Consider the following 18,666-nt stretch of genomic DNA (forward strand, 5'->3'; position numbering starts at 1 on the left):
GCTCCTATCTGCCAGGTGCCGGACGGGACAGCTCGTTACCGGTCACGCCGGGCGGCGGACCGGAACCGTTGTCCGGCACATTCGGTCGTGGCGCGTTCGCCGAACCCCGGATCTGTAGCGCGGGATCGCTGGTGACGCAGTAGTTGTAGAGGCGGACCCTGGTGTCGACGGTCGCTGTCGTCGGCACCACGGGCACCGTGTCGTAATCACAGCTCGGCCGCGGCCACGGGTCGATGAGGGTGTGATAGGCGTTGTCGTGCGCGGGAATTCCGATGGCTTCCGACCCTGCACGCAGCGCGGGGAACAGCGCGGCGATGGCGGGCGCGCGCAGCTTCGCGGCCTTGGTGATCGCGACGAAGTTGGTGACCAGGTTGGTCACCGGGTCCTCGGTGTCGTGCACGATGCCGCCAAGGGTGGCCAGCTGACCGGGCCCGAGGTCGAGGAAGGCACGGACCTCCTGATCCGCGGCGGTCAACTGCTGGAACAGCGCGCTGGACCCGGTTGTCAACGTGGTCAGGTCGGGTTGCGCGTGTGCGGTGGTCTCCGCGATCACCTGGAGATTCGCGACCAGCTGGCGGGTCTGCGGCAGCAGGTCGGTCAACCCGGCCATGGCCCTGCTGATGCCGGAGATCATGTTGCGCAACCGATCCGGGCCGCCGGCGAGCGCCTTGTCGAGCTCATCGATGATCACATTCAGCCGAGCAGGGTTCATCCCTCCGATCAGCCCGCTCATGTTCGCCAGCACCGACTGCACCGTCACCGGCACGGCGGTCTGGGCACGCGCGACCACCGCACCATCGGTCAGATACGGCCCGCTGTCCGCGTCGGGGCGGAAGTCGAGATACTGCTCTCCCGCCGCGGACAGCCTGCCGACCGCGACCGTGCCGCCCACCGGAATCCTGGTGGCCTTGTCGATTTCGGCGATCGCCGCGACACCGTCACCGGAGACGCGGACATCGTCGACCCGGCCGATCCTGGTGCCGCGGAAGGTGACGTCGTTGTTCGGCGCCAGACCACCCGAGTTCGCCAATTCCACCCGTACCTGGTACGTGCTCGGCAGGGGGTTGAACCGCAGCACCTTGGCGCCGAGATAGGACACCCCGAGCACGAGCACGACGACCAGGCCGATATTGGCAACCGCGATCCGATGCCGGACCAGCCATTGCCACAACGGCGGATTCATCGGCCACCGCCCTGCAGCCGACCGAGCACCTTCTCGATCACCTGCGCCAGGCTGCCGATAAAGGCAGGCACATCACCGATTTCGGGCGGCCGCGAGCCCTTCGGGTCGGTGAGTGCGCCGACACTGAGATAGGACACGGTGGCCGCGACCGCGAGCACCGGGCCGTCCAGCCCAGCCATCACCGACGGATAGATGGCATGCAGCCCATCGAGCGTCCCCGCCAGATCGTCACCCATCTGCGCGAACCCGGACATCAACCGCTGAATGCTGTCGAACAGGCCGAGGAACTCCGGCCCGGTGGTGTTGGTGAAGTCGCCGAGCGCGGCCATCGTCACCGAGACCTTGGCGATGAGATCGGCGATGGCCTTGTTGTTTGCGGCGACCAAGCCGATCAGCGGCGGGAAGGTGTCCGCCGCTGCGCCCAGTTCGGCTTTGCGCCTCGCCAATTCACCGGTCAGCGTGTTCAACCCGGACAGCACGCTGTCGACGTCGGCGGTGCGCCGGTTGAGTGCGGCGAGCACATCGGTCATCTCGGTGAGCAGATGCGACAGCTCGGGCGCCCGCCCGCCGACCATGGAGTTCATCTCGGCGGTGATCCGTGCCGCCTGGTTGAGGCCACCACCGTTGAGCAGCAGCGAGATCGACATCATCAGCTGCTCCACCGAGGCGCCGGTCGAGGTGCGGTCGGGCGCGATGGTGTCGCCGGGGCGCAGCAACTCGGCGCTGTCCTGCTTGGCAGGCAACGTCATCGCGACGAACATGTCGCCGAGCGGGGTGGCTTGACGCAGCTCGGCGGTGGTGCCGCGCGGCAGCTGAATGTCCGCGCGGATCCGCATTTCCACGTCGGCGACGAAATCGGTGGTGCTGATCGCGGACACCATGCCGATATCGGTGCCGCCGATCTTGACGTGCGCGTTCGCCGGCAGGTTGAGCGCGTCACGGAACTCGGCGTGCAGGGTATAGCCGGGGCCGCCGATACCCGGCTTGGGCAGCGGCACATTGTCCACGGTGACCGCGCAACCTGCCGACGCACTGAGCGTCATCGCGACCACTAACGCTGCTGTGCGCCTGCTCATTTGGTCAACCCGAGCAGTGCCGCGGTGAGCCCGAAGTCCGGGCCGAAGTCTTGAATCTTGCCGGTGCGGCACCCGTCCAGCCGCATCTGCACGCGTTCGCAGAACACCGAAAGCGCTTCACCGTCGAGGACCGACTTGTCCAGCAGTCCGTGTAGGCGCAGCGCCTGATGTTCGCGGCTGGTCGCGTTGTTCAAGTTCTGGAAGAACAGCGGCCCGACATCGACGATCTCGGTGAGCGAGCGGGCGTTGGCGCGCATCTGCCCGGTGAGCGTGGTGAATCGGGTGAGGGCGCCGAGCAATTGCTCGCGATTGCCGCCGACCACGGTCGCGGTGTTGGTGACGAAGTCGTTGAGCTGGGTGAGCACCGCCTGCAGCCCCGGCGCCTGATCACCCATGAGCTGAACCATGTCGGTGAGCCTGCCGCTGAAATCGCGTACCGTCTGGTCGTTCTCGGCGATGATCTGGGTGATCTCGTTGAGTTTGACGATGGTGTTGGAGATTTGATCGCCGTTGGCCAGGCTCACCTCGAAGGCCGAGGACATCGCGTCGAGCGTCGCGCGCAGCTTGTCCCCGTTGCCGTCGAGCAGCGGGAACAGCACCCGGCTCGCCATCGGCCCTGTCTCGTTGTCGCCCTTCAGCGCTCGGCCGAGCTGGTCGAAGTTCTCCAGAATGCGATCGAGTTCGACCGGGGTGCGGGTGTGTTCGAGCGGGATGTGCGCGCCGTCGGCCAGCACCGGTCCCGTGCCCTCGTAGGCGGGCGCGAGCTCGACATGGCGGTTGGTGATCAATTGCGGAGACACCAGCGCGGCCATGGCATCGGCGGGCACCTTGACGTTCTTGTCGATGGACATGGTCACCTCGACGTAGCTGCCCCTTGCCGTCACCGTGTCCACCCGGCCGACCGGGACACCGAGGATCGCGACGTCATTGCCGGCGTAGAGCCCGGCGACGTTCTCGAAATCGGCGCTGATCCGCAGGTGTTCGGCAAGATACTGATCCGGCAGCCCGCTCAGACTGTCCGGCAGCAGCGAGCAGCCGGACGCCACGCCCGCCGCCATACACAAGACTGCGGTTTTCAGGAACGTCCCTATCTTCATCATTTGCACCCCTGTACCGCGCCCGCGAAACACAACCAGTTGTCCGGGAAAACCCACGGCGCCCACACGTCGCCGTACGGTCCGTTGCCGAGCGCATTGTTGAACTGGCGCAAGGCAACCGGCATGATCTCGTAGAGCGAGTCGAGGTTGTCCCTGTTCTTCTCCAGGCCCTCGGACATGGTGTTCAGGCTGTTGATCAGCGGCCCGAGCTGGTCGTTGTTCTCTAGGCCCATCTCCTGCAGCAGGCGGGAGAGCTCGGCGACGTTGTCCAGCAACGACTTCAGCATTCGCTGGCGCAGCGCGACGGCGTTGCCGATCGCCTCGCCCCTGGTCAACAGCAGCAGCACGCTGTTGCGGTTGTCCGAGACCAGTTGGGAGACCTGATCCATGCTCTTCAACAGCACATCGACCTCGTCACGCCGATCGTTGATCACCTTGGCGAGTGCACCGATGCTGTTCAACGCCTCGACGGTGAGCTGCGGTGAATCACCCATCTGCTTGCTCAGCAGGTCGAGCGATTGCCGCAGCTTGGCCGGATCGATCCGCTCGATCCGCTCGAACGACGATTTGTACGCCGGATCGCGGATGACTTTGCCGAGGTTATACGGCACCGAGGTGTTCGCCAGGGCAATCCGATTGCCCGGCAGGCCTTTTCCGTTGCCTGGCACCAGTTCCACGTGCAGCTTGCCGAGGATGGTTGTCATCTTGATGGCCGCGCGGGCGTCCGGGCCGAGCCGCAGATCTCCGCGCACGCGCAGGTCGACCAGGACCTTGGCGCCGTCGAGCCGCACCGCGCGCACCGCGCCGACCTCGATACCGGACACATCCACCGACGCGCCCGCCCGCAGCCCCGCCGCCTGGGCGAACTCCGCCTGAATCGTCTTGTCGCCCAGCCGCGCCTCGGACAGCACGCTGGAGCCGACCAGCAACAGCACCACCGACCCCGCCGCGAGCAGGCCGAGCCACAGCAGCCGGTTCCGCGGCAGCCGCACCCGGCCGAACAGCGATCGCACCCGTGTCTTCACCGGCACACCTCCGATTGCGCGTTGCCGCCGATCTGCGAGAACAGCCCCGGTGGGAGCAGCACGCCCCAGAGCGACACATCCAGCCGGCAGATGTAGGCGTTGCCGTACGCGCCGTAACTGGTGAACCTGGCGATGCCGTTGAGCAGCGTCGGCAATTCGACCGCGGCCTGGTCGAGCGAGGCGCCGTTGAGCAGCAGCAGCGCCACGCCGTTTGTCGCATCGTTCTGGGCCCGAGCCATATTCGGCTTCACCTGACCGATCAGACGCGCCAGCGCATCGGTCGAGGTCGCCACCTGATCGACGGAGCTCTTGAGCGACTCGCCCTGCGCATACAACGACTCGACCAGCGAACGTGCCTGGGTGATCAGTGTTTCCAGCTCGCCGCTGCGATGCGCGAGCCCGGCGATGACGCTGCTGAGATTGCCGATGACATCACCCAGAATCTTGTCGCGCTGCCCGAAAGTGCCTGCCAGCTGGGCGGCCTGGGTGATCAGCGCGCTGAGCGAGACGTTGTTGCCCTGCAAGGCTTGAATCAGCGTCTCCGACAGCGAATTGATCTGATCCGGTTGCAGCACGCTGAACAGCGGCTCGAACCCGGACAGCAGCCCGGAGACATCGAAGGAAGGCTCGGTGCGCTCGATCGGGATTGCCGAGCCTGCCGCCATGACCTGTCCGCCACCCTCCCCCGGCACCAGCGCGATATAGCGCTGGCCGATCAGATTCTGGTAGCGGACAAGGGCTTTCGTGGTGGTGGTGAGCCGCTGGCGGTCCTGGATGCGGAAGTCGATGCGGGCGCGGTAGTCACCGTCGAAGTCGATCCGGTCCACCCGGCCGACGCGCACACCCGCCATCCGGATGTCGTCGCCGACGCGAAGGCCGAGCACATCGGAGAAGGTCGCGGAGTAGGAAGCGGTGTCGCCGGTCACCGAACGCTGCAGCGTCGACCAGATCGTGTAGGTCAACACGATCGCGACGATGGCGAAGAGGCTGAACCCGGCCAGTGCCTTTCCTGATTTCATGGTCAGCGCCCGCCCTTGTCCGCCGGGGTGAGCGAGCCGCCGGCCAGCAGCGGTGCCAGCAACAGGTACTGCGCGGCGTTCGGTGGGCCGCCGACGAGCGCGGCCACCGCGTCGGTGCCGCGTAAACCGTTGGGATCAGCAGAGTTCGGTGCCGGATCCCGCGCCGCCGCCGGTGCGGTGAGCCCGGGGATCATCGGCAGTCCGGGCGTCGTCGGCACTCCCGGAATCGTCGGCACCCCGGGAATGCCGGGCACCGTGGGCAGCACCGGCTTCGGACCGGCGGCAGGCAGCCAGTTCGGCACCAGCTGCGACGGAAAGTCCTGCGGCGCAGCGACATCGGGGACACTGGCGCCGCCGCACCGCGGTCCGGCCATGCCGCCGTACCGCGGACAGTCGGCGGCCGTGTACTGCTTGAACGGCGTGAAGGACACGTCCATCTTCCACACCATCTGACGGCTCGGCCCGAAGCTGAACACCGAACGCAACTTGTTCAGTGCCACATTGAAATTCGCCGCCGTGGCCTGGAGCGCCTGCGGATCCTCGGCCAGGCTGCCGAACAGCTGGCCGACGCCGGCGACGACCTCCTTGCCCGCGTCAGGGTTGCGGGCGAACAACGAATTCACCGAGTCCACCGCCCCACTCGCGTTGGTCAGCAACGCCACCAGCTGGTCCCGCCGTTCGGTCAGCGTGCGCGCGGTGGTCACCGACTCCGACAGCACGCCGACCAGGTCGGGCGCGGACACGCTCAATGCGGTGGCGGCCCTGCCGAGATTGCCTAGCAGGTCACCGATCCCCGGAATCGCGTGCACCTCGGTGAGCCAGCGGTCCAACCGTTCGATCGTGGAACCTGGCACCCGCGCGGCCGGGTCGAGGGCGTCGGCCAGGGTGGCGAGCACTCGGCCGAGCTTCTCCGGCTGGATGCGGTTGAGCACCTCACGCAACACGGTCAGCGTGGTCTGCAACTGCACCGTGCCCGCGCTGGTGTCCTCGGGGATCTCCGCGCCCGCCCGCAGGGTCTCGGCGCTCCTACCGTTGTCGACGAGCTCGATCGCGGTCACCCCGAAGATGTTGTTGGGGATGACCCGTGCCGTCACCGCGGCCGGAATCATCGAGGCCACATCGGGTTTCAGGTCGAGCGCGGCGCGCTGCCGCTCGCCCTTGGCGACGACCTGCACGTCGGCGACCGAGCCGACGATCATGCCGCGGAATTTCACGTCGGCGTGCTCGGGCAGGCCGTCACCGGTGCTGGTGAGCACGGCGACGACGCCGACCTTGTCCTCGAAGCGTCCGGTGTAGCGCAGCCCGAGCAGCACGAGCAGCAGCGCGGTCACTGTCGTCAGGGCGATGCCTGCGAGCGCGAGCTGCGCCGGACTCGGTCCGCGGCCACTGGGGTCGATGAGCATCCGGCACCTACCCGGAGATCCGGAAGCCGGGGTCGATGCCCCAGATCGCCAGCGTGAGAAACAGATTCGCGAAGACCATGACGACGATCACCATCTTGATCGCCCGGCCCGCCGCCTGGCCGACGCCTTCCGGTCCACCGGTGGCGACATAGCCGTAGTAGCACTGCAGGAACGTCGAAAGCAGCACGAACACCATCACTTTGAGCACCGAGAAGAACACGTCGGCGCCGTTGAGGAACTGGAAGAAGTAGTGGTCGTAGGTGCCCGCGGAGGTACCGCCGAGGAACAGCACCGACAACTTGGTCATCAGATAAGCGACCGCAAGACCCACGCTGTACAGCGGGACAATGGTCAGCGTCGCCGCGATCATCCTGGTGGTCACCAGGTACGGAAGCGGCCGGATGGCAATGGATTCCAGCGCGTCGATCTCCTCGGCGATCCGCATCGCGCCGAGCTGCGCGGTGAATCGGCAGCCCGCCTGGATGGCGAAGGCCAATGTGGCCAGGATCGGGCCGATCTCCCTGGTGGTGGCGAACCCCGAGATGGCACCCGTCAGCGGGTTCATCGTGAGCAGGTTCAACGCCGTGTAGGACTCCATGCCGACGGTGATGCCGCCGAACCCGCACAGGATGATCACGACGCCGACGGTCCCGCCGCCGACGATCAGCGACCCGTTGCCCCACCCGACATCGGCGGTGAGCCGCAGCACCTCTTTGCGATAGTGCTTGAGCACGAACGGAATCGCCGCGATCGCCGCAACAAACGTGATGGCTTGGTGGCCGAGCCGCTCGTTGAGCCGCACCGGCCCGCGCATCGCCCCTGCGACCACGCGCAAGGGCCGCAATGCCGGCGGGGTGTACCGCGAGCCCATCTCAGAGCACCTTCGCCGGGAACAGCGTGTTGTACACCTGCGTGATGATGATGTTGGTGGCGAACAACATCAGCGCCGAGTTGACCACCGCCGCGTTCACCGAGTTCGCGACGCCACCGGGCCCACCCCTGGTGTGCAGGCCGATATCGCAGGCGATGATCGCGGTGAGCGCGCCGAAGATCGCGGCCTTCAGCAGCGCGACGATCAGGTCGTTCGCCACCGCGAAGGACGCGAAGGTGCTGATGAACGAGCCCGCGGTGCCGCCCTGCGCGTACACGTTGAACAGGTAGCCGGTGGCGAACCCGACGAACACCACGAACCCGCACAGCAGCATGCTCACCAGGACCGCGGCCGCGAGTCGTGGCGCGACCAGTCTGCGGATCGGATCGACGCCCATCACCTTCATGGCGTCGATCTCCTCCCTGATGGTGCGGGAGCCGAGGTCCGCGCAGATGGCCGAGCCGACAGCGCCCGCGATCATCAGCGAGGTGACCAGCGGCGCGCCCTGGCGGATGATGCCGAGCCCGCTGACCGCGCCGATGAAGGTGGTCGCGCCGACCTGACTCACCAACGCGCCCAGCTGAATCGAGACCACGACCGCCACCGGGATGGCGACGAACACGGTCGGTGCCGCGGACACACTGGCCATGAACGCGCACTGCTTGATGAATTCCTGGAACGGAAACCGTCGGGCAAGCAGCGCACGCACCAGCTCGAGCACCGCGTCGCGACCGAGAAGCACTTGTCTGCCAAGGGTTTCCAACGAACGCTGTGGGTGCCGCCGCCACAGGCCGCGCAGGTCGTCGACGGCCCGCTCCAGGTCGGTTCGGCCGCGTTCGGCGATCGTCACTCGCTATCCCTCTCCACGATCAGGCGATCAGCTGCCGCTGCAGCAACACCAGGAGGTAGCCGACCGCGGCGATGCCCGCCGCGACGGCGCCGAGCACCATCAGCCACAGCCCGAGCCGGAGTACCGGGTGCACCCTCGTGCGCCCGCCGAGCACCTTGACGCCGATCACGAGGACGTCGATCAACCACACCGCCGCCATCATCAGGTCATACACACATTCGAGAAGGTGAGCACCGGCCAGCACACGATCGATCCGAGGAACGAGATGATCACGTCGATGCCGTGCATGCCACGCAGATGGCTGGTGTGGGTGAGCGTCCAGACGACGCCGATCAGCCCGTAAGGAACGCCGAGGATGATCAGCGTGCCGAGGAACTCCGAGACCTTCATCTCGTAGCTGAATATCCGATCCAGCCTCTTGAGCATGCGTGTCCTTTCGCGCGCCGGTCGGGCGGGACCGGCCGCCCGCGGCGGGATCGTCGGTGATCCGCCACTGGATCCAGCCGGACATCGCGTGGTCCGGTATGCGCCCGTATGTTACGCACGATTCCGACATCTTCGGAAGAGTTCCGCGAAAATACATAGGGGCTTTAGCTGCGATAACCATATGCATGACCGTTGACTGGAGGATGCAAGCAGACATAAGTTAGCAACAGTTCACATAGCATATACTTCGCCCCCGGAGTCGGTTCAAGACACGGAAGGACTCCCATGACCGCCGCAGCGCCGTCCCCGCAGCCCGCACCCACGCTGACCAAAGACCGCACCCGGATCCCGATCGACGCCACCCACCGCCCGGTCACCAAACGGCCGCTCGCGCTCACCGACGCGTTGGACTTCTGGTCCTTCGCCGGTGCGGCGGCCAATGTGGTGATGCAGATGGCGCGGCCCGGCGTCGGCTACGGGGTTGCCGAGAGCAAGGTCGAATCCGGGGCGTTGATGCGGCATCCGTGGAAGCGGGCCCGCACCACCACCCAGTACCTCGCCGTCGCCATCCTCGGCACCGAAGAAGAGCGAAACGCCTACCGCGAAGCGGTGAATGTCGCGCACCGGCAAGTGCATTCGGCTCCGGGTGCGCCGGTGAAGTACAACGCTTTCGACCGCAACCTCCAATTATGGGTCGCCGCTTGCCTGTACATCGGTTTCGAAGACACCTACCAGCTACTGCAGGGCAGGATGAGCGACGAGCAGGCCGAGGCCTTCTACGTGTCGTCCTCGACCCTCGGCACCACATTGCAAGTGACAGCAGACATGTGGCCTGCCACCAGGGCCGATTTCGATCGGTACTGGAACGAGGCGTGCGCGCAGGTCGAGATCGACGAGTTCGTCCGCGCCTACTTGAACGACCTGCTCGACCTCCGCATGATCCACTGGTCCCTGCGCCTACCCTTCCGAAACCTGTTGCGATTCCTCACCATCGGCTTCCTGGCCCCCCTGTTCCGCGACCAACTCGGCGTCGAATGGACCACCACCGATCAACGCCGCTTCAACCACCTCTTCGTCTTCGTAGCCTTCGTCAACCGCTTCATTCCCCGCTTCCTCCGCCACTCCGGCACCCACACCATGATGGCCGACGTCCGCCGCCGAATCCGGCACCACAAGAACCTGATCTGAGCCCGGCGTAGCCACTCACCACGGCACGGCCAACTCAGGCATCAATCATCGCGTCAGCGACCGGGAACCGGATATGGCACCGTCGTCCGGGTGCTTGGCACCCGGACGACGGAGACCCCTCGAGGGCAGGTGGTTCAGGGGCAGAGGGCGTGGCTCAGGAGGGCGGAAAGGTCGGGGAGGTCCTTCGGGGGCTTGGTGAAGGTGTAGGTGACGGCTCGGCCTTCGGGGGTGGCGCCGGAGAAGCTGAGGAAGCCGTAGATGCCGCCGGTGTGGCCGAAGTACTCTGCGCCGCAAGGTAGTTGGACGGTGCCGACGCCGAGGCCGTATTGCATCGTGACGCCGAGACCTTCGCCGATCGGGACACCGTTGCGCATTTCTTGTAACTCGTTGGCGGGGAGGACCTTTCCGGACAGCAGCGCTGTATAGAAATGGTTCAGATCCGCGCCGGTCGACACCATCGCGCCGGCCGCCCACGGGACGGACGGCTCGATGCGGGAGACGTCGGTGAGCACGCCGTCGATCTCGGCGTAGCCCTTCGGATGCGGCCCGCGGATGTCGCGTTCGCCAGGCCCTGGGAGGTAGGTGTCGTTGAGCCCCAATGGCTTCAGGATGCGCCGGTCCAGCTCGTCGACGTACCGTGCGCCGGTGACTCGCTCGACCAGCACCCCCGCGATGATGTAGTTCGAGTTGCTGTATTCGTAGCGCGCGCCGGGCGCGAAGTCCGCGGGCTTGCTCATGATGATGGCGATCGCCTCGTCGGGCGTCATCGTGCGGTTCTGCAGCGCCGCCCGATATTCGTCGACCCGCTCATCCTTGGCGAAGTCCGGTATGCCGCTCTGATGCCGCAGAATCTGGCGCACGGTGATCGCGCGTCCATCAATCCCCTGGCCGTGCACCACCCCCGGCAGATAGGTGTCGATCGGCTCGTCGAGCCGAATCTTGCCGTCCGACACCAGCTGCAGCACGATCGCGCTGGTGAAGGTTTTCGCGATGCTGCCGACCCTGACCTGCTGTGGCGGATCAGTGGGAATCTTCGCCGCGGTGGCGGTATCGGCCACCCCGCTGGTGAGTGCGACCGTCTTCCCGTTCTCGGTGACGGTGGCGATCGCCCCGGTGACACCGGCACCGACGACGCCGTCGATGTCGGCTTGAACGGAGCGAATCCTGTTGTCCGACACCACGGATTCCGGTTCGGGCTGCGGATCGGACGCACATCCGGCGAACAGTACGACCCCGGAGACGGCGGCAATTACTGGTGCGAATCGCATGCCTGCGACGCTAGGAGCCCGGCGCCTCCCCCACATCGGGGACCGACCCCGAGATCGCCCTGATCTTGTCTCCACTTCGAGGATGAGAGCTTGCGCTGGAGTGCACTCCAACTTTTACAGTCGTGCCATGACCAGCACTCAGAACTCCGCAGCCGAGCTCGATCGCTACGAGCGCGGCATGGCACTGCTCCAGCGCGTCGGCGGACCGGCAGCGACCGCCGTGATCGACAGCCTGGCCGACATCGCCCCCGACCTCGGCCGTCTCACCGTGGAGTTCGGCTACGGCGACATCCTGTCGCGCCCAGGACTGACCCTGCGCCAGCGGCAACTCGCCACGGTCGGCGCCCTCACCGTCCTCGGCAACGCCGCACCCCAGTTGCGGTTCCACATCGACGGCGCGCTCAACGTCGGCGTCACCCGCACCGAAATCGTCGAAACCCTCATCCACGCCAGCGTCTACGCCGGATTCCCGGCCGCGCTCAACGGTTTGACCGTCGCAAGGGAGGTCTTCGCAGCTCGCACCGACCTCCCCGCCGAACCGCCTGCTCCCAGTGCACCCGAAGGTGACCGATTCGCACGCGGTTCAGCCGCCTTGACTGAAATCGACGGGCACGCAGGCGAACAGGTGGTGGCCGCGCTGCAGGACATCGCGCCCGATTTCGCCAGGCTCCTCATCGAATTCGCCTTCGGCGACATCTACTCCAGGCCGGGGCTCGACCTGAAGAGCCGCGAGCTGGTGACCGTCGCCATGTGCACCGCACTCGGCGTCGCACCCCAACTCGGCGTGCACATCCACGGCCTGCTCAATGTCGGCGGCACCGAGCAGGAGGTCGTCGAGGTGCTGATCCAGATGGCCGGATATGCGGGATTCCCCGCCGCGCTCAACGGCATCTCGGTGGCACGCGCGGTCTTCGCCGAGCGCAAGATCAATCAGAATTCCGATATCTGATATCGGCGTTCCCATTGGCTAGTTTACTGGCCCGGTCCTAGGGTCGACTTCATGGCGAAGATACTTTTTGTGATGACCGGCGCCGACACGTGGACGCTTGCCGACGGAACCAAACACCCGACCGGATTCTGGGCCGAGGAGTTCGCCGTGCCCTACGCGGCGGTGAAAGCGGCGGGCTACGAGGTCGTGGTGGCCACTCCGGACGGGGTGGTGCCGCCGGTCGACCAGGGCAGCCTCGCCGCGGCCGCCAACGGCGGACAGGACCGGGCCGACGCGTTCGCCGCAACGCTGGCCGCGAGCACCGAGCTGCGGACCCCGATCAAGCTGTCCGAGGTCGACCTCGCCGACTATGCCGCGGTCTTCTACCCGGGCGGGCACGGTCCGATGGAGGACCTCGCGGTGAACGCCGAATCCGGTGAAATCCTCACCGCCGCACTGGCATCCGGCAAGCCGCTGGCGGTGGTCTGCCATGGTCCCGCCGCCCTGCTCGCCGCGACGAAGGCGGACGGCACCAACGCCTTCGCCGGGTACGCCGTGACCGGGTTCACCAACGCGGAGGAAATCCAGGGCGGGCTCGCGGACAAAGCGAAGTGGCTGCTGCAGGACCGGCTGGTCGAGATCGGCGCGGATTTCCGCGCGGGTGCGCCGTGGGCGCCGAACATCGTGGTCGACCGGAACCTGATCACCGGGCAGAATCCGGCCTCCTCCGCCAGGGTCGCCGAGGAGCTGCTGCACTCGCTCACCTGACGTGTCCGGGCCGCGAACGCGATACTCATATCGGGAATCCCTCGCGCGATAGTGACGTTGCTCGCGATATCGACGTTGCCGCGCGACGTCACTTCTGCTCGTCCGCTTTCGCGTAATTCCACTTCGGAAGGAACCGAACACTATGAGCACCAACCTGCACGCCCGGCCCGCCGCAGCGTCGGGCACGTTCGCCGTCGGCGGTGACCTACCCGTGCACCGGCTCGGCTATGGCGCCATGCGACTGACCGGCCCCGGCGTCTGGGGCGATCCGGAGGATCCCGACGAGGCGATCCGGGTGCTGCGACGAGTCGTCGATCTCGGCATCAACTTCATCGACACCGCCGACTCGTACGGCCCGTTCGTCAGCGAAGAACTCATCCGCAAGGCGCTGCACCCCTACACCGACGACCTGGTGATCGCGACCAAGGGTGGCTTCTCCCGCAGCGGCCCCGGCGACTGGCGTGCGCTCGGCAGGCCCGAGTACTTGCGGCAGCAGACCGAACTCAGCCTGCGTCACCTCGGCCTCGACCGCATCGATCTCTACCAGCTGCATCGCATCGACCCGAAGGTGCCGCTGGCCGACCAGCTCGGCGAGCTCACCCTGCTGCAGCAGGAGGGCAAGATTCGTCACATCGGCCTGTCCCAGGTCAGCGTCGAGCAGCTGAAGCAGGCCCGCGAGCTCGCCACCATCGTCTCGGTGCAGAACCTCTACAACCTGGCCAACCGCACCGACGAGGACGTGCTCGAGTACGCCGAGCGCGAGAACCTCGCGTTCATCCCGTGGTACCCCATCGCGACCGGCGAACTCGCCAGGCCGGGCGGCCCGCTGGACGCGATCGCCAAGGACCACGGCGCCACACCCGCTCAGCTCGCGCTCGCGTGGCTGCTGCGGCGCTCGCCCGTGATGCTGCCGATTCCGGGCACCGCGAGCATCGCGCATCTGGAAGAGAACACCGAGGCGGCGCGGATCACGCTGACCGACACGGAGTTCGAGGCCCTCTCGGCAGCGGCCTGACTGTTTTCGTGAGCCCGGCGGGGACTCGGCTCAGATCGAGTCCCGCCGGGCTCACTTGTCGGCGGCTCGGCGAAGGCAGAAGGCCGAGGCCGCCAGGTATTGGTGACAGTGGGCGCCGTGACCACCGTGGACGGTGCGGATGAAGCGCGCTCGGTCGTAGCTGAGACCGACCGGTTCCTGCGTGCAATCTCGGCTTTGGATCAGCCACAATTCCCGATCGTCCGAGCGCAATACGTCCACAGTTCACCTCCACGTAAAGGTCAGTGCACCCGGCACCGAAGGCGCCCTCCGGATTCGCGCGCGACACGGATGGATCGGGCCGTGCCGGGACCGTGCGTCGAGTTCCGGAATACCGGCGCCCTCGTGAGGGTTTGGGCAGAACCCCGGCGCCGGGTGCTGATTCAGCGTGCACGTTGCGATTCGGTAGATAACAGACCCGAATACGGTAATTGCGGGTAGTTTCCGTTTGTATCAGCCTGGTACGAGGAAGCAGAACCTATGGTTGAGATCGACTGGACGGGCGAGGATGTCCGTGCGCTTCGCGCCGCGATGCGGCGAAGCCGCTACGAATTCGCGCGTCTGGTGGGCGTCACCCCGCGCACGGTGGTCTTGTGGGAAAACGGCCGGACAACCCGGATGCATGCCGCAAGCCAGCGCCTGCTCGACAGGGTTGTGTCGGAAGCCGATCCGGTCGTCGTCGCACGGTTCGAGCGGTCTGTCACCACAGGCCAAGACACCGCCGTCGACCACGCGGACACCGACTCGGCGCTCGAGACACACACCCAGCTCGGTAGGGAAATCGGGCTCGACAAGGAAGTCGGGGATGACGACGTGAGAAGGCGAGAGTTGCTGGCCTGCATCGGGGTTGGCCTCACCGGCCCCGCGGCTGCGCTGGTCGCGGGCGAGCCGGAGAAGATGCTGGCCACCCTGGATGCCGGATCGATCAGCGAGCGAAGGCTCGGCCAGCTCGAGCAGACGGTCGAGGCCTTGGGCAAACGAGTGGTGCAGGTGCCGCCGCACGAGCTGCTACACCCGACGCTCGAGCAATTCCGCACGGTCCGTGGCGTTCTCGCGCAACGGCAGGCTACCCACCATCAGGTCCGGCTGGTGCGCACCGCGGGCAGGCTGGCCAACGTGGTCGGCGAGATCTTGTTCAACGAAGGACATTTCGGCCAGGCCAGGCTGTGGTACGGCACCGCAATTCATGCGGCGCAGGACATCGGAGATCGTTATTCCGAGGACATCGCACTCGCCGGCCTCGCATATCTACCGACTTACAGCGATAAACCGAAGGAAGTTCTGAGCCTGCTCGCCGGGCGGCTCGACGATAATCCGACGAACGGTCCAGCGGCGGCCTGGTTGTGGGGAATGGCGGCCAGGGCATACGCCAGTCTCGACAATGCCGACCAGTTTGCGCGGTGCATCGAGAAATCGGCCCGCGCATTGGAAAATGCTGGCCAGGAAGAGCTTACGGTGGGGATCTTTTCCTATCGACCGGAAAAGCTCGCTTTCTATCAAGCGATTGGCTATTCCCGCCTAGGTCGCGCTGCGGAAACCGCCAAGGCGGCGGCCTGTGCGCTGGTCCGATATGACCCGCAGGAAACAATGGAACCCGCCCTTGTCCGCTTCGAACACGCCACCGCGTTGCTGAGCGCCGGCGAGATCGACGAGGCGTGTTCCGTTGCGACACAAGCGATCACCAGTCATCACACCTATATCGGCCTCACGGTCACCAAGCGCGCAACGCAATTCGACGCCGCGCTCGCCGGGTTCCGTGGCCGCGCCGTCACCGAGTGGCGTCAGCACGCCCGCTCGGTCGTCGAGTCCGCCCGAACGAGGGCGTAGCGGAGCACCATTCGACGACCGGCTCGCTCGACCCCTCACCGGTGGCATTGCCGATCGGTGAGGTCGGCGGTGGGTCGGCCGTCGGCGCCGCTGTGGCGCTAGGAATTCGCGGCTTCCTGCGGCCTGCCGCGGTGCATGATCGCGTTCAGCCAACCGCTGATCTGTTGTGTTTGTGCGGGTGTCGGGCGTCCGGCCTGCCAGCGGTTGGCGGCTTGGATCAACGTCTCCTGCAGCGTGGGGGTGATCCGTTGATTCGTCATACGTCCATGATGCACTGGGGCGCAGCGAAGTACGAGTAGGGGGCGGGGTGTGCCGGTTGGCAGGGGGGATGTGAACCGGCACACCCCGCCGATATGGGTGGATTCGGGGGTTCTCCGCACCCTCAGGGAGATTCGTTCGGTCGTCGCTCGACTCCGGTAGCGCCGCCACGTAACTCAGCACGGGCCATTGCGGGCCGTAACCGCCACGCTGCGGGCCGAACTGCACCGCCATGCCCGGAAAGGGCCGGGTAACACCGCCGACCGGGTAGCGGCGGAACAGGCGCTGGAGCGAAGAATTTCATCGGCCTTCGGCTCCGGGAACGCCGCCCGGTCGACCTTCGCGTTCACGTTGCGCGGCAGCGTCTCCAGGTGCCACAGCATGGGACAGCCGGGCAGCCGATCCGCCGCCCCTGCGCGCAGCGGGATGCCGCCGATCGTCGAGCACGTAGACCTTGCTGCCGGTTTCCGGCCCGCCGACGGGCGCGATCACGTGCCGAGCGCTGCGCCCGGCCGGGTAGCGGGTCACCGACGCCTCGGTCGGGCGGTACAGGTATTCCAGCTTTCTCGGTTCACAGTCACTACCGCGCACCCAGCGCACCAGGTCACCGGTCCGGTACATCCGCTCGCCCACCGGGCCGTCCGGGTTGGCGACGAACCGCGCGGAGGTCAGGCCTGGGCGGGCGAGGTATCCACGAGCCAGCTGGACGCCCGCGAGATACAGCTCACCGGCCACACCGGTGGGAACCTGGCGCAGGTTGTCGTCGAGCACAAGCAGTTCGGTGTCATCCGCAGGCGCACCTATCGGCACACCGGTCGCGTCGTCGGCGGTCACCTCGTGCGCGGTCACATCGACCGCGGCCTCCGTCGGGCCGTACAGGGCGTGCAGTGTCGCGCCGCTGATATCGCGGAAGGCCGCCGCGGTGACAGCGGCCAGCGTTCCACCCGACGCGAAGACCAGGCGCAGCGAATCCACTGCCGCCCGCGCTCTCGGCTCGGCGGTGAATATCGCGAGCATGGACGGCGCGAAATGGGCGACCGTAACCAGATTCTCGCCGATTATTCCAGCCAGGTGGCTGGGCGAACGATGGCCATCCGGCGGGGCGATGATCAGACGAGCGCCGACCTGCAACGGCCAGAAGAACTCCCACACGGAGACGTCGAAGGTCAACGGCGCCTTCTGCAAGACGACGTCGTCCGCACGAAGCCGATATAGTCGCTGCCGCCAGCGCAGATTGGCCAGGATCGATCGATGCGAGACCGCGACGCCCTCGAGGCGACCCGTCGATCCAGCGGTGAAGACCACGTAGGCGATGTTGTCCGCCGACAAGCGCGGCAACAGCGCTGCGGCCGATGGCGATTCGAGGGCAGTGGCGCCGCATCCGGCGATATCGAGCACGACCGTGTCTGCCCCCAGTCGGGCTCGGTCGCCCTCCGTGGTGAGCACAAGAACGGGGCGCACGACCTCGAGGACGTAGGCGATGCGGTCGGCAGAATGGTCAGGATCGATCGGCACATACGCGCCGCCCGCCTTGAGAATCGCGTGCATACCGATCATCAGGTCGATCGAGCGGCGAATGGCGAGTCCCACCATGGCATCCGGGCCGACACCGTACGAGATCAGTCGGCGAGCAAGTGCATTGACCCTTGCGTTGAATTCGGCGTAAGTGAGGGTGGTCCCCGCATACGCCACGGCCACTGCGTCGGGGGTGCGCCGCACCTGCCGCTCGAACTCCGTCACGAGGGTCTCGGCCGGAGCGCGATCACTACATGTGGCTGAATCTGCGTGCGCCATCAGCTGTTTCCTTCCGGATCGACTGCCGACTCGGCGGCGGCGAGGAGCGGCCGCGCAGGCGCCGCGAGCCAGGGACCGTCGATGATCGCGCGGAGGAATCGGGTGAACCGGTGCGCGTAGTCGGCCGTGGTGGATTCGTCGAACAAGTACGCGATGCGGGCGAACCCCGGGCGGATCCCCGCCGGTGCCGGACCTTCCCCGAGTCCGGCACCGGCGAAGTCGTGCATGACCGCCGAACCTGCGCTGACCGTAAGGCCTTCAGTGACCGTCAGCTGGAGGTCGAACTTGGTCACTCCGGTATCCAGGGTACTGGCGACCGCCGACAAACCGGCCAGTTCGAACTCGATTGCCTCGGCATTGTCGTTGGCGGGCGTCACCCGACCCGGCGCGACCGACGGAGCCACCTGATCCGTGGCGTCTGCCGAACCGGATCGCGCTGGATAACCTCGGGCGAGCTGTACCCCCGACGGATACAGCTCACCCGGCGGCCCGACCGGCACCGGCCGTGGCCGCGAATCGAGAGCAGACAGTAGAGGATTGAATACCGGCGCACCGATTGGCACGGAGAGGGTATCGGTCTCGGTCGCTTCGGGAAAGCCGGCATCGACGACGGCCACGGTCGGACTCGAATCCCTACCGCGCACCAGAGCCT

Annotated in this window: 19 protein-coding genes; 5 read left to right on the top strand and 14 right to left on the bottom strand. The window is 66.5% G+C overall.

The genetic code is table 11. The features are described 5' to 3' along the window. Nucleotides 1–4: 4 nt before the first annotated feature. Genes ACGFNJ_RS00085 through ACGFNJ_RS00130 form a run of 10 tightly spaced genes read right to left on the bottom strand, consistent with a single transcriptional unit; the run spans nt 5 to nt 8,950 of the window. The gene (locus ACGFNJ_RS00085; protein WP_393441684.1) at nt 5–1,183 is read right to left on the bottom strand and encodes an MCE family protein; all 1,179 of its coding nucleotides are present in this window, start codon (nt 1,181–1,183) and stop codon (nt 5–7) included. Further along, the gene (locus ACGFNJ_RS00090; RefSeq protein WP_393441686.1) at nt 1,180–2,259 is read right to left on the bottom strand and encodes an MCE family protein; all 1,080 of its coding nucleotides are present in this window, start codon (nt 2,257–2,259) and stop codon (nt 1,180–1,182) included. Before ACGFNJ_RS00090 ends, ACGFNJ_RS00085 begins: the two co-directional genes overlap by 4 nt. After that, on the bottom strand, nt 2,256–3,356 hold the full coding sequence (locus ACGFNJ_RS00095) for an MCE family protein (RefSeq protein WP_393443662.1): 1,101 nt from the start codon (nt 3,354–3,356) through the stop codon (nt 2,256–2,258). Before ACGFNJ_RS00095 ends, ACGFNJ_RS00090 begins: the two co-directional genes overlap by 4 nt. After that, nucleotides 3,356–4,381, bottom strand: a complete 1,026-nt coding sequence (locus tag ACGFNJ_RS00100; protein ID WP_393441688.1) for an MCE family protein — start codon at nt 4,379–4,381, stop codon at nt 3,356–3,358. Before ACGFNJ_RS00100 ends, ACGFNJ_RS00095 begins: the two co-directional genes overlap by 1 nt. Continuing rightward, nucleotides 4,378–5,400, bottom strand: a complete 1,023-nt coding sequence (locus tag ACGFNJ_RS00105; protein ID WP_393441690.1) for an MCE family protein — start codon at nt 5,398–5,400, stop codon at nt 4,378–4,380. Before ACGFNJ_RS00105 ends, ACGFNJ_RS00100 begins: the two co-directional genes overlap by 4 nt. Before the next feature lie 2 nt (nt 5,401–5,402). Continuing rightward, the gene (locus ACGFNJ_RS00110) at nt 5,403–6,803 is read right to left on the bottom strand and encodes an MCE family protein (protein WP_393441692.1); all 1,401 of its coding nucleotides are present in this window, start codon (nt 6,801–6,803) and stop codon (nt 5,403–5,405) included. A 7-nt stretch (nt 6,804–6,810) separates the two neighbouring features. After that, a complete protein-coding gene (locus tag ACGFNJ_RS00115; RefSeq protein WP_393441694.1) occupies nt 6,811–7,674 on the bottom strand; it encodes an ABC transporter permease in 864 nt (287 codons plus the stop codon). 1 nt (nt 7,675) lies between these two features. Then, nucleotides 7,676–8,524, bottom strand: a complete 849-nt coding sequence (locus ACGFNJ_RS00120) for an MlaE family ABC transporter permease (protein ID WP_393441696.1) — start codon at nt 8,522–8,524, stop codon at nt 7,676–7,678. A 19-nt stretch (nt 8,525–8,543) separates the two neighbouring features. Next, nucleotides 8,544–8,726, bottom strand: a complete 183-nt coding sequence (locus ACGFNJ_RS00125) for a hypothetical protein (RefSeq protein WP_393441698.1) — start codon at nt 8,724–8,726, stop codon at nt 8,544–8,546. Further along, the gene (locus ACGFNJ_RS00130; RefSeq protein WP_393441700.1) at nt 8,726–8,950 is read right to left on the bottom strand and encodes a hypothetical protein; all 225 of its coding nucleotides are present in this window, start codon (nt 8,948–8,950) and stop codon (nt 8,726–8,728) included. Before ACGFNJ_RS00130 ends, ACGFNJ_RS00125 begins: the two co-directional genes overlap by 1 nt. A 285-nt stretch (nt 8,951–9,235) precedes the next feature. Here ACGFNJ_RS00130 and ACGFNJ_RS00135 point away from each other — a divergent pair, with 285 nt between their 5' ends. After that, a complete protein-coding gene (locus ACGFNJ_RS00135; RefSeq protein ID WP_393441702.1) occupies nt 9,236–10,138 on the top strand; it encodes an oxygenase MpaB family protein in 903 nt (300 codons plus the stop codon). A gap of 134 nt (nt 10,139–10,272) precedes the next feature. Here ACGFNJ_RS00135 and ACGFNJ_RS00140 read toward each other — a convergent pair whose 3' ends face one another. After that, complete coding sequence (locus ACGFNJ_RS00140; protein WP_393441704.1) at nt 10,273–11,406, bottom strand: serine hydrolase domain-containing protein; 1,134 nt, start codon at nt 11,404–11,406, stop codon at nt 10,273–10,275. A gap of 127 nt (nt 11,407–11,533) precedes the next feature. Here ACGFNJ_RS00140 and ACGFNJ_RS00145 point away from each other — a divergent pair, with 127 nt between their 5' ends. The 4 genes from ACGFNJ_RS00145 (at nt 11,534) to ACGFNJ_RS00160 (ending at nt 15,962) form a co-directional block, all read left to right on the top strand. Further along, nucleotides 11,534–12,355 (top strand): carboxymuconolactone decarboxylase family protein, encoded by an 822-nt coding sequence (locus ACGFNJ_RS00145; protein ID WP_393441706.1) that lies wholly within the window; start codon nt 11,534–11,536, stop codon nt 12,353–12,355. Nucleotides 12,356–12,406: 51 nt separating this feature from the next. Continuing rightward, nucleotides 12,407–13,102 (top strand): type 1 glutamine amidotransferase domain-containing protein, encoded by a 696-nt coding sequence (locus tag ACGFNJ_RS00150; protein ID WP_393441708.1) that lies wholly within the window; start codon nt 12,407–12,409, stop codon nt 13,100–13,102. A gap of 142 nt (nt 13,103–13,244) precedes the next feature. Next, on the top strand, nt 13,245–14,117 hold the full coding sequence (locus tag ACGFNJ_RS00155; RefSeq protein ID WP_393441710.1) for an aldo/keto reductase: 873 nt from the start codon (nt 13,245–13,247) through the stop codon (nt 14,115–14,117). 498 nt (nt 14,118–14,615) lie between these two features. Next, nucleotides 14,616–15,962 (top strand): helix-turn-helix domain-containing protein, encoded by a 1,347-nt coding sequence (locus ACGFNJ_RS00160; protein WP_393441712.1) that lies wholly within the window; start codon nt 14,616–14,618, stop codon nt 15,960–15,962. Nucleotides 15,963–16,060: 98 nt separating this feature from the next. On the opposite strand, the gene ACGFNJ_RS00165 is transcribed toward ACGFNJ_RS00160, so the two are convergent. The 3 genes from ACGFNJ_RS00165 to ACGFNJ_RS00175 all read right to left on the bottom strand — a co-directional run bounded on the left by ACGFNJ_RS00165 (nt 16,061) and on the right by ACGFNJ_RS00175 (nt 18,418). Next, the gene (locus tag ACGFNJ_RS00165; protein ID WP_167837704.1) at nt 16,061–16,222 is read right to left on the bottom strand and encodes a hypothetical protein; all 162 of its coding nucleotides are present in this window, start codon (nt 16,220–16,222) and stop codon (nt 16,061–16,063) included. 298 nt (nt 16,223–16,520) lie between these two features. Next, entirely contained in the window at nt 16,521–17,960 is a 1,440-nt protein-coding gene (locus ACGFNJ_RS00170; RefSeq protein WP_393441714.1) for an amino acid adenylation domain-containing protein, read from the bottom strand. A gap of 53 nt (nt 17,961–18,013) precedes the next feature. Next, the gene (locus ACGFNJ_RS00175) at nt 18,014–18,418 is read right to left on the bottom strand and encodes a hypothetical protein (protein ID WP_393441717.1); all 405 of its coding nucleotides are present in this window, start codon (nt 18,416–18,418) and stop codon (nt 18,014–18,016) included. Nucleotides 18,419–18,666: the final 248 nt, after the last annotated feature.

The sequence above is a fragment of the Nocardia sp. NPDC049149 genome, from assembly GCF_043197455.1.
In the GTDB taxonomy this organism is placed as follows: domain Bacteria; phylum Actinomycetota; class Actinomycetes; order Mycobacteriales; family Mycobacteriaceae; genus Nocardia.

Bases quoted from the DNA above. Each gene is read 5' to 3' on its own strand.
- ACGFNJ_RS00085 (WP_393441684.1), bottom strand. From the start codon at position 1,183: ATGAATCCGCCGTTGTGGCAATGGCTGGTCCGGCATCGGATCGCGGTT.
- ACGFNJ_RS00090 (WP_393441686.1), bottom strand. From the start codon at position 2,259: ATGAGCAGGCGCACAGCAGCGTTAGTGGTCGCGATGACGCTCAGTGCG.
- ACGFNJ_RS00095 (WP_393443662.1), bottom strand. From the start codon at position 3,356: ATGAAGATAGGGACGTTCCTGAAAACCGCAGTCTTGTGTATGGCGGCG.
- ACGFNJ_RS00105 (WP_393441690.1), bottom strand. From the start codon at position 5,400: ATGAAATCAGGAAAGGCACTGGCCGGGTTCAGCCTCTTCGCCATCGTC.
- ACGFNJ_RS00110 (WP_393441692.1), bottom strand. From the start codon at position 6,803: ATGCTCATCGACCCCAGTGGCCGCGGACCGAGTCCGGCGCAGCTCGCG.
- ACGFNJ_RS00115 (WP_393441694.1), bottom strand. From the start codon at position 7,674: ATGGGCTCGCGGTACACCCCGCCGGCATTGCGGCCCTTGCGCGTGGTC.
- ACGFNJ_RS00125 (WP_393441698.1), bottom strand. From the start codon at position 8,726: ATGATGGCGGCGGTGTGGTTGATCGACGTCCTCGTGATCGGCGTCAAG.
- ACGFNJ_RS00130 (WP_393441700.1), bottom strand. From the start codon at position 8,950: ATGCTCAAGAGGCTGGATCGGATATTCAGCTACGAGATGAAGGTCTCG.
- ACGFNJ_RS00135 (WP_393441702.1), top strand. From the start codon at position 9,236: ATGACCGCCGCAGCGCCGTCCCCGCAGCCCGCACCCACGCTGACCAAA.
- ACGFNJ_RS00140 (WP_393441704.1), bottom strand. From the start codon at position 11,406: ATGCGATTCGCACCAGTAATTGCCGCCGTCTCCGGGGTCGTACTGTTC.
- ACGFNJ_RS00145 (WP_393441706.1), top strand. From the start codon at position 11,534: ATGACCAGCACTCAGAACTCCGCAGCCGAGCTCGATCGCTACGAGCGC.
- ACGFNJ_RS00150 (WP_393441708.1), top strand. From the start codon at position 12,407: ATGGCGAAGATACTTTTTGTGATGACCGGCGCCGACACGTGGACGCTT.
- ACGFNJ_RS00155 (WP_393441710.1), top strand. From the start codon at position 13,245: ATGAGCACCAACCTGCACGCCCGGCCCGCCGCAGCGTCGGGCACGTTC.
- ACGFNJ_RS00160 (WP_393441712.1), top strand. From the start codon at position 14,616: ATGGTTGAGATCGACTGGACGGGCGAGGATGTCCGTGCGCTTCGCGCC.
- ACGFNJ_RS00165 (WP_167837704.1), bottom strand. From the start codon at position 16,222: ATGACGAATCAACGGATCACCCCCACGCTGCAGGAGACGTTGATCCAA.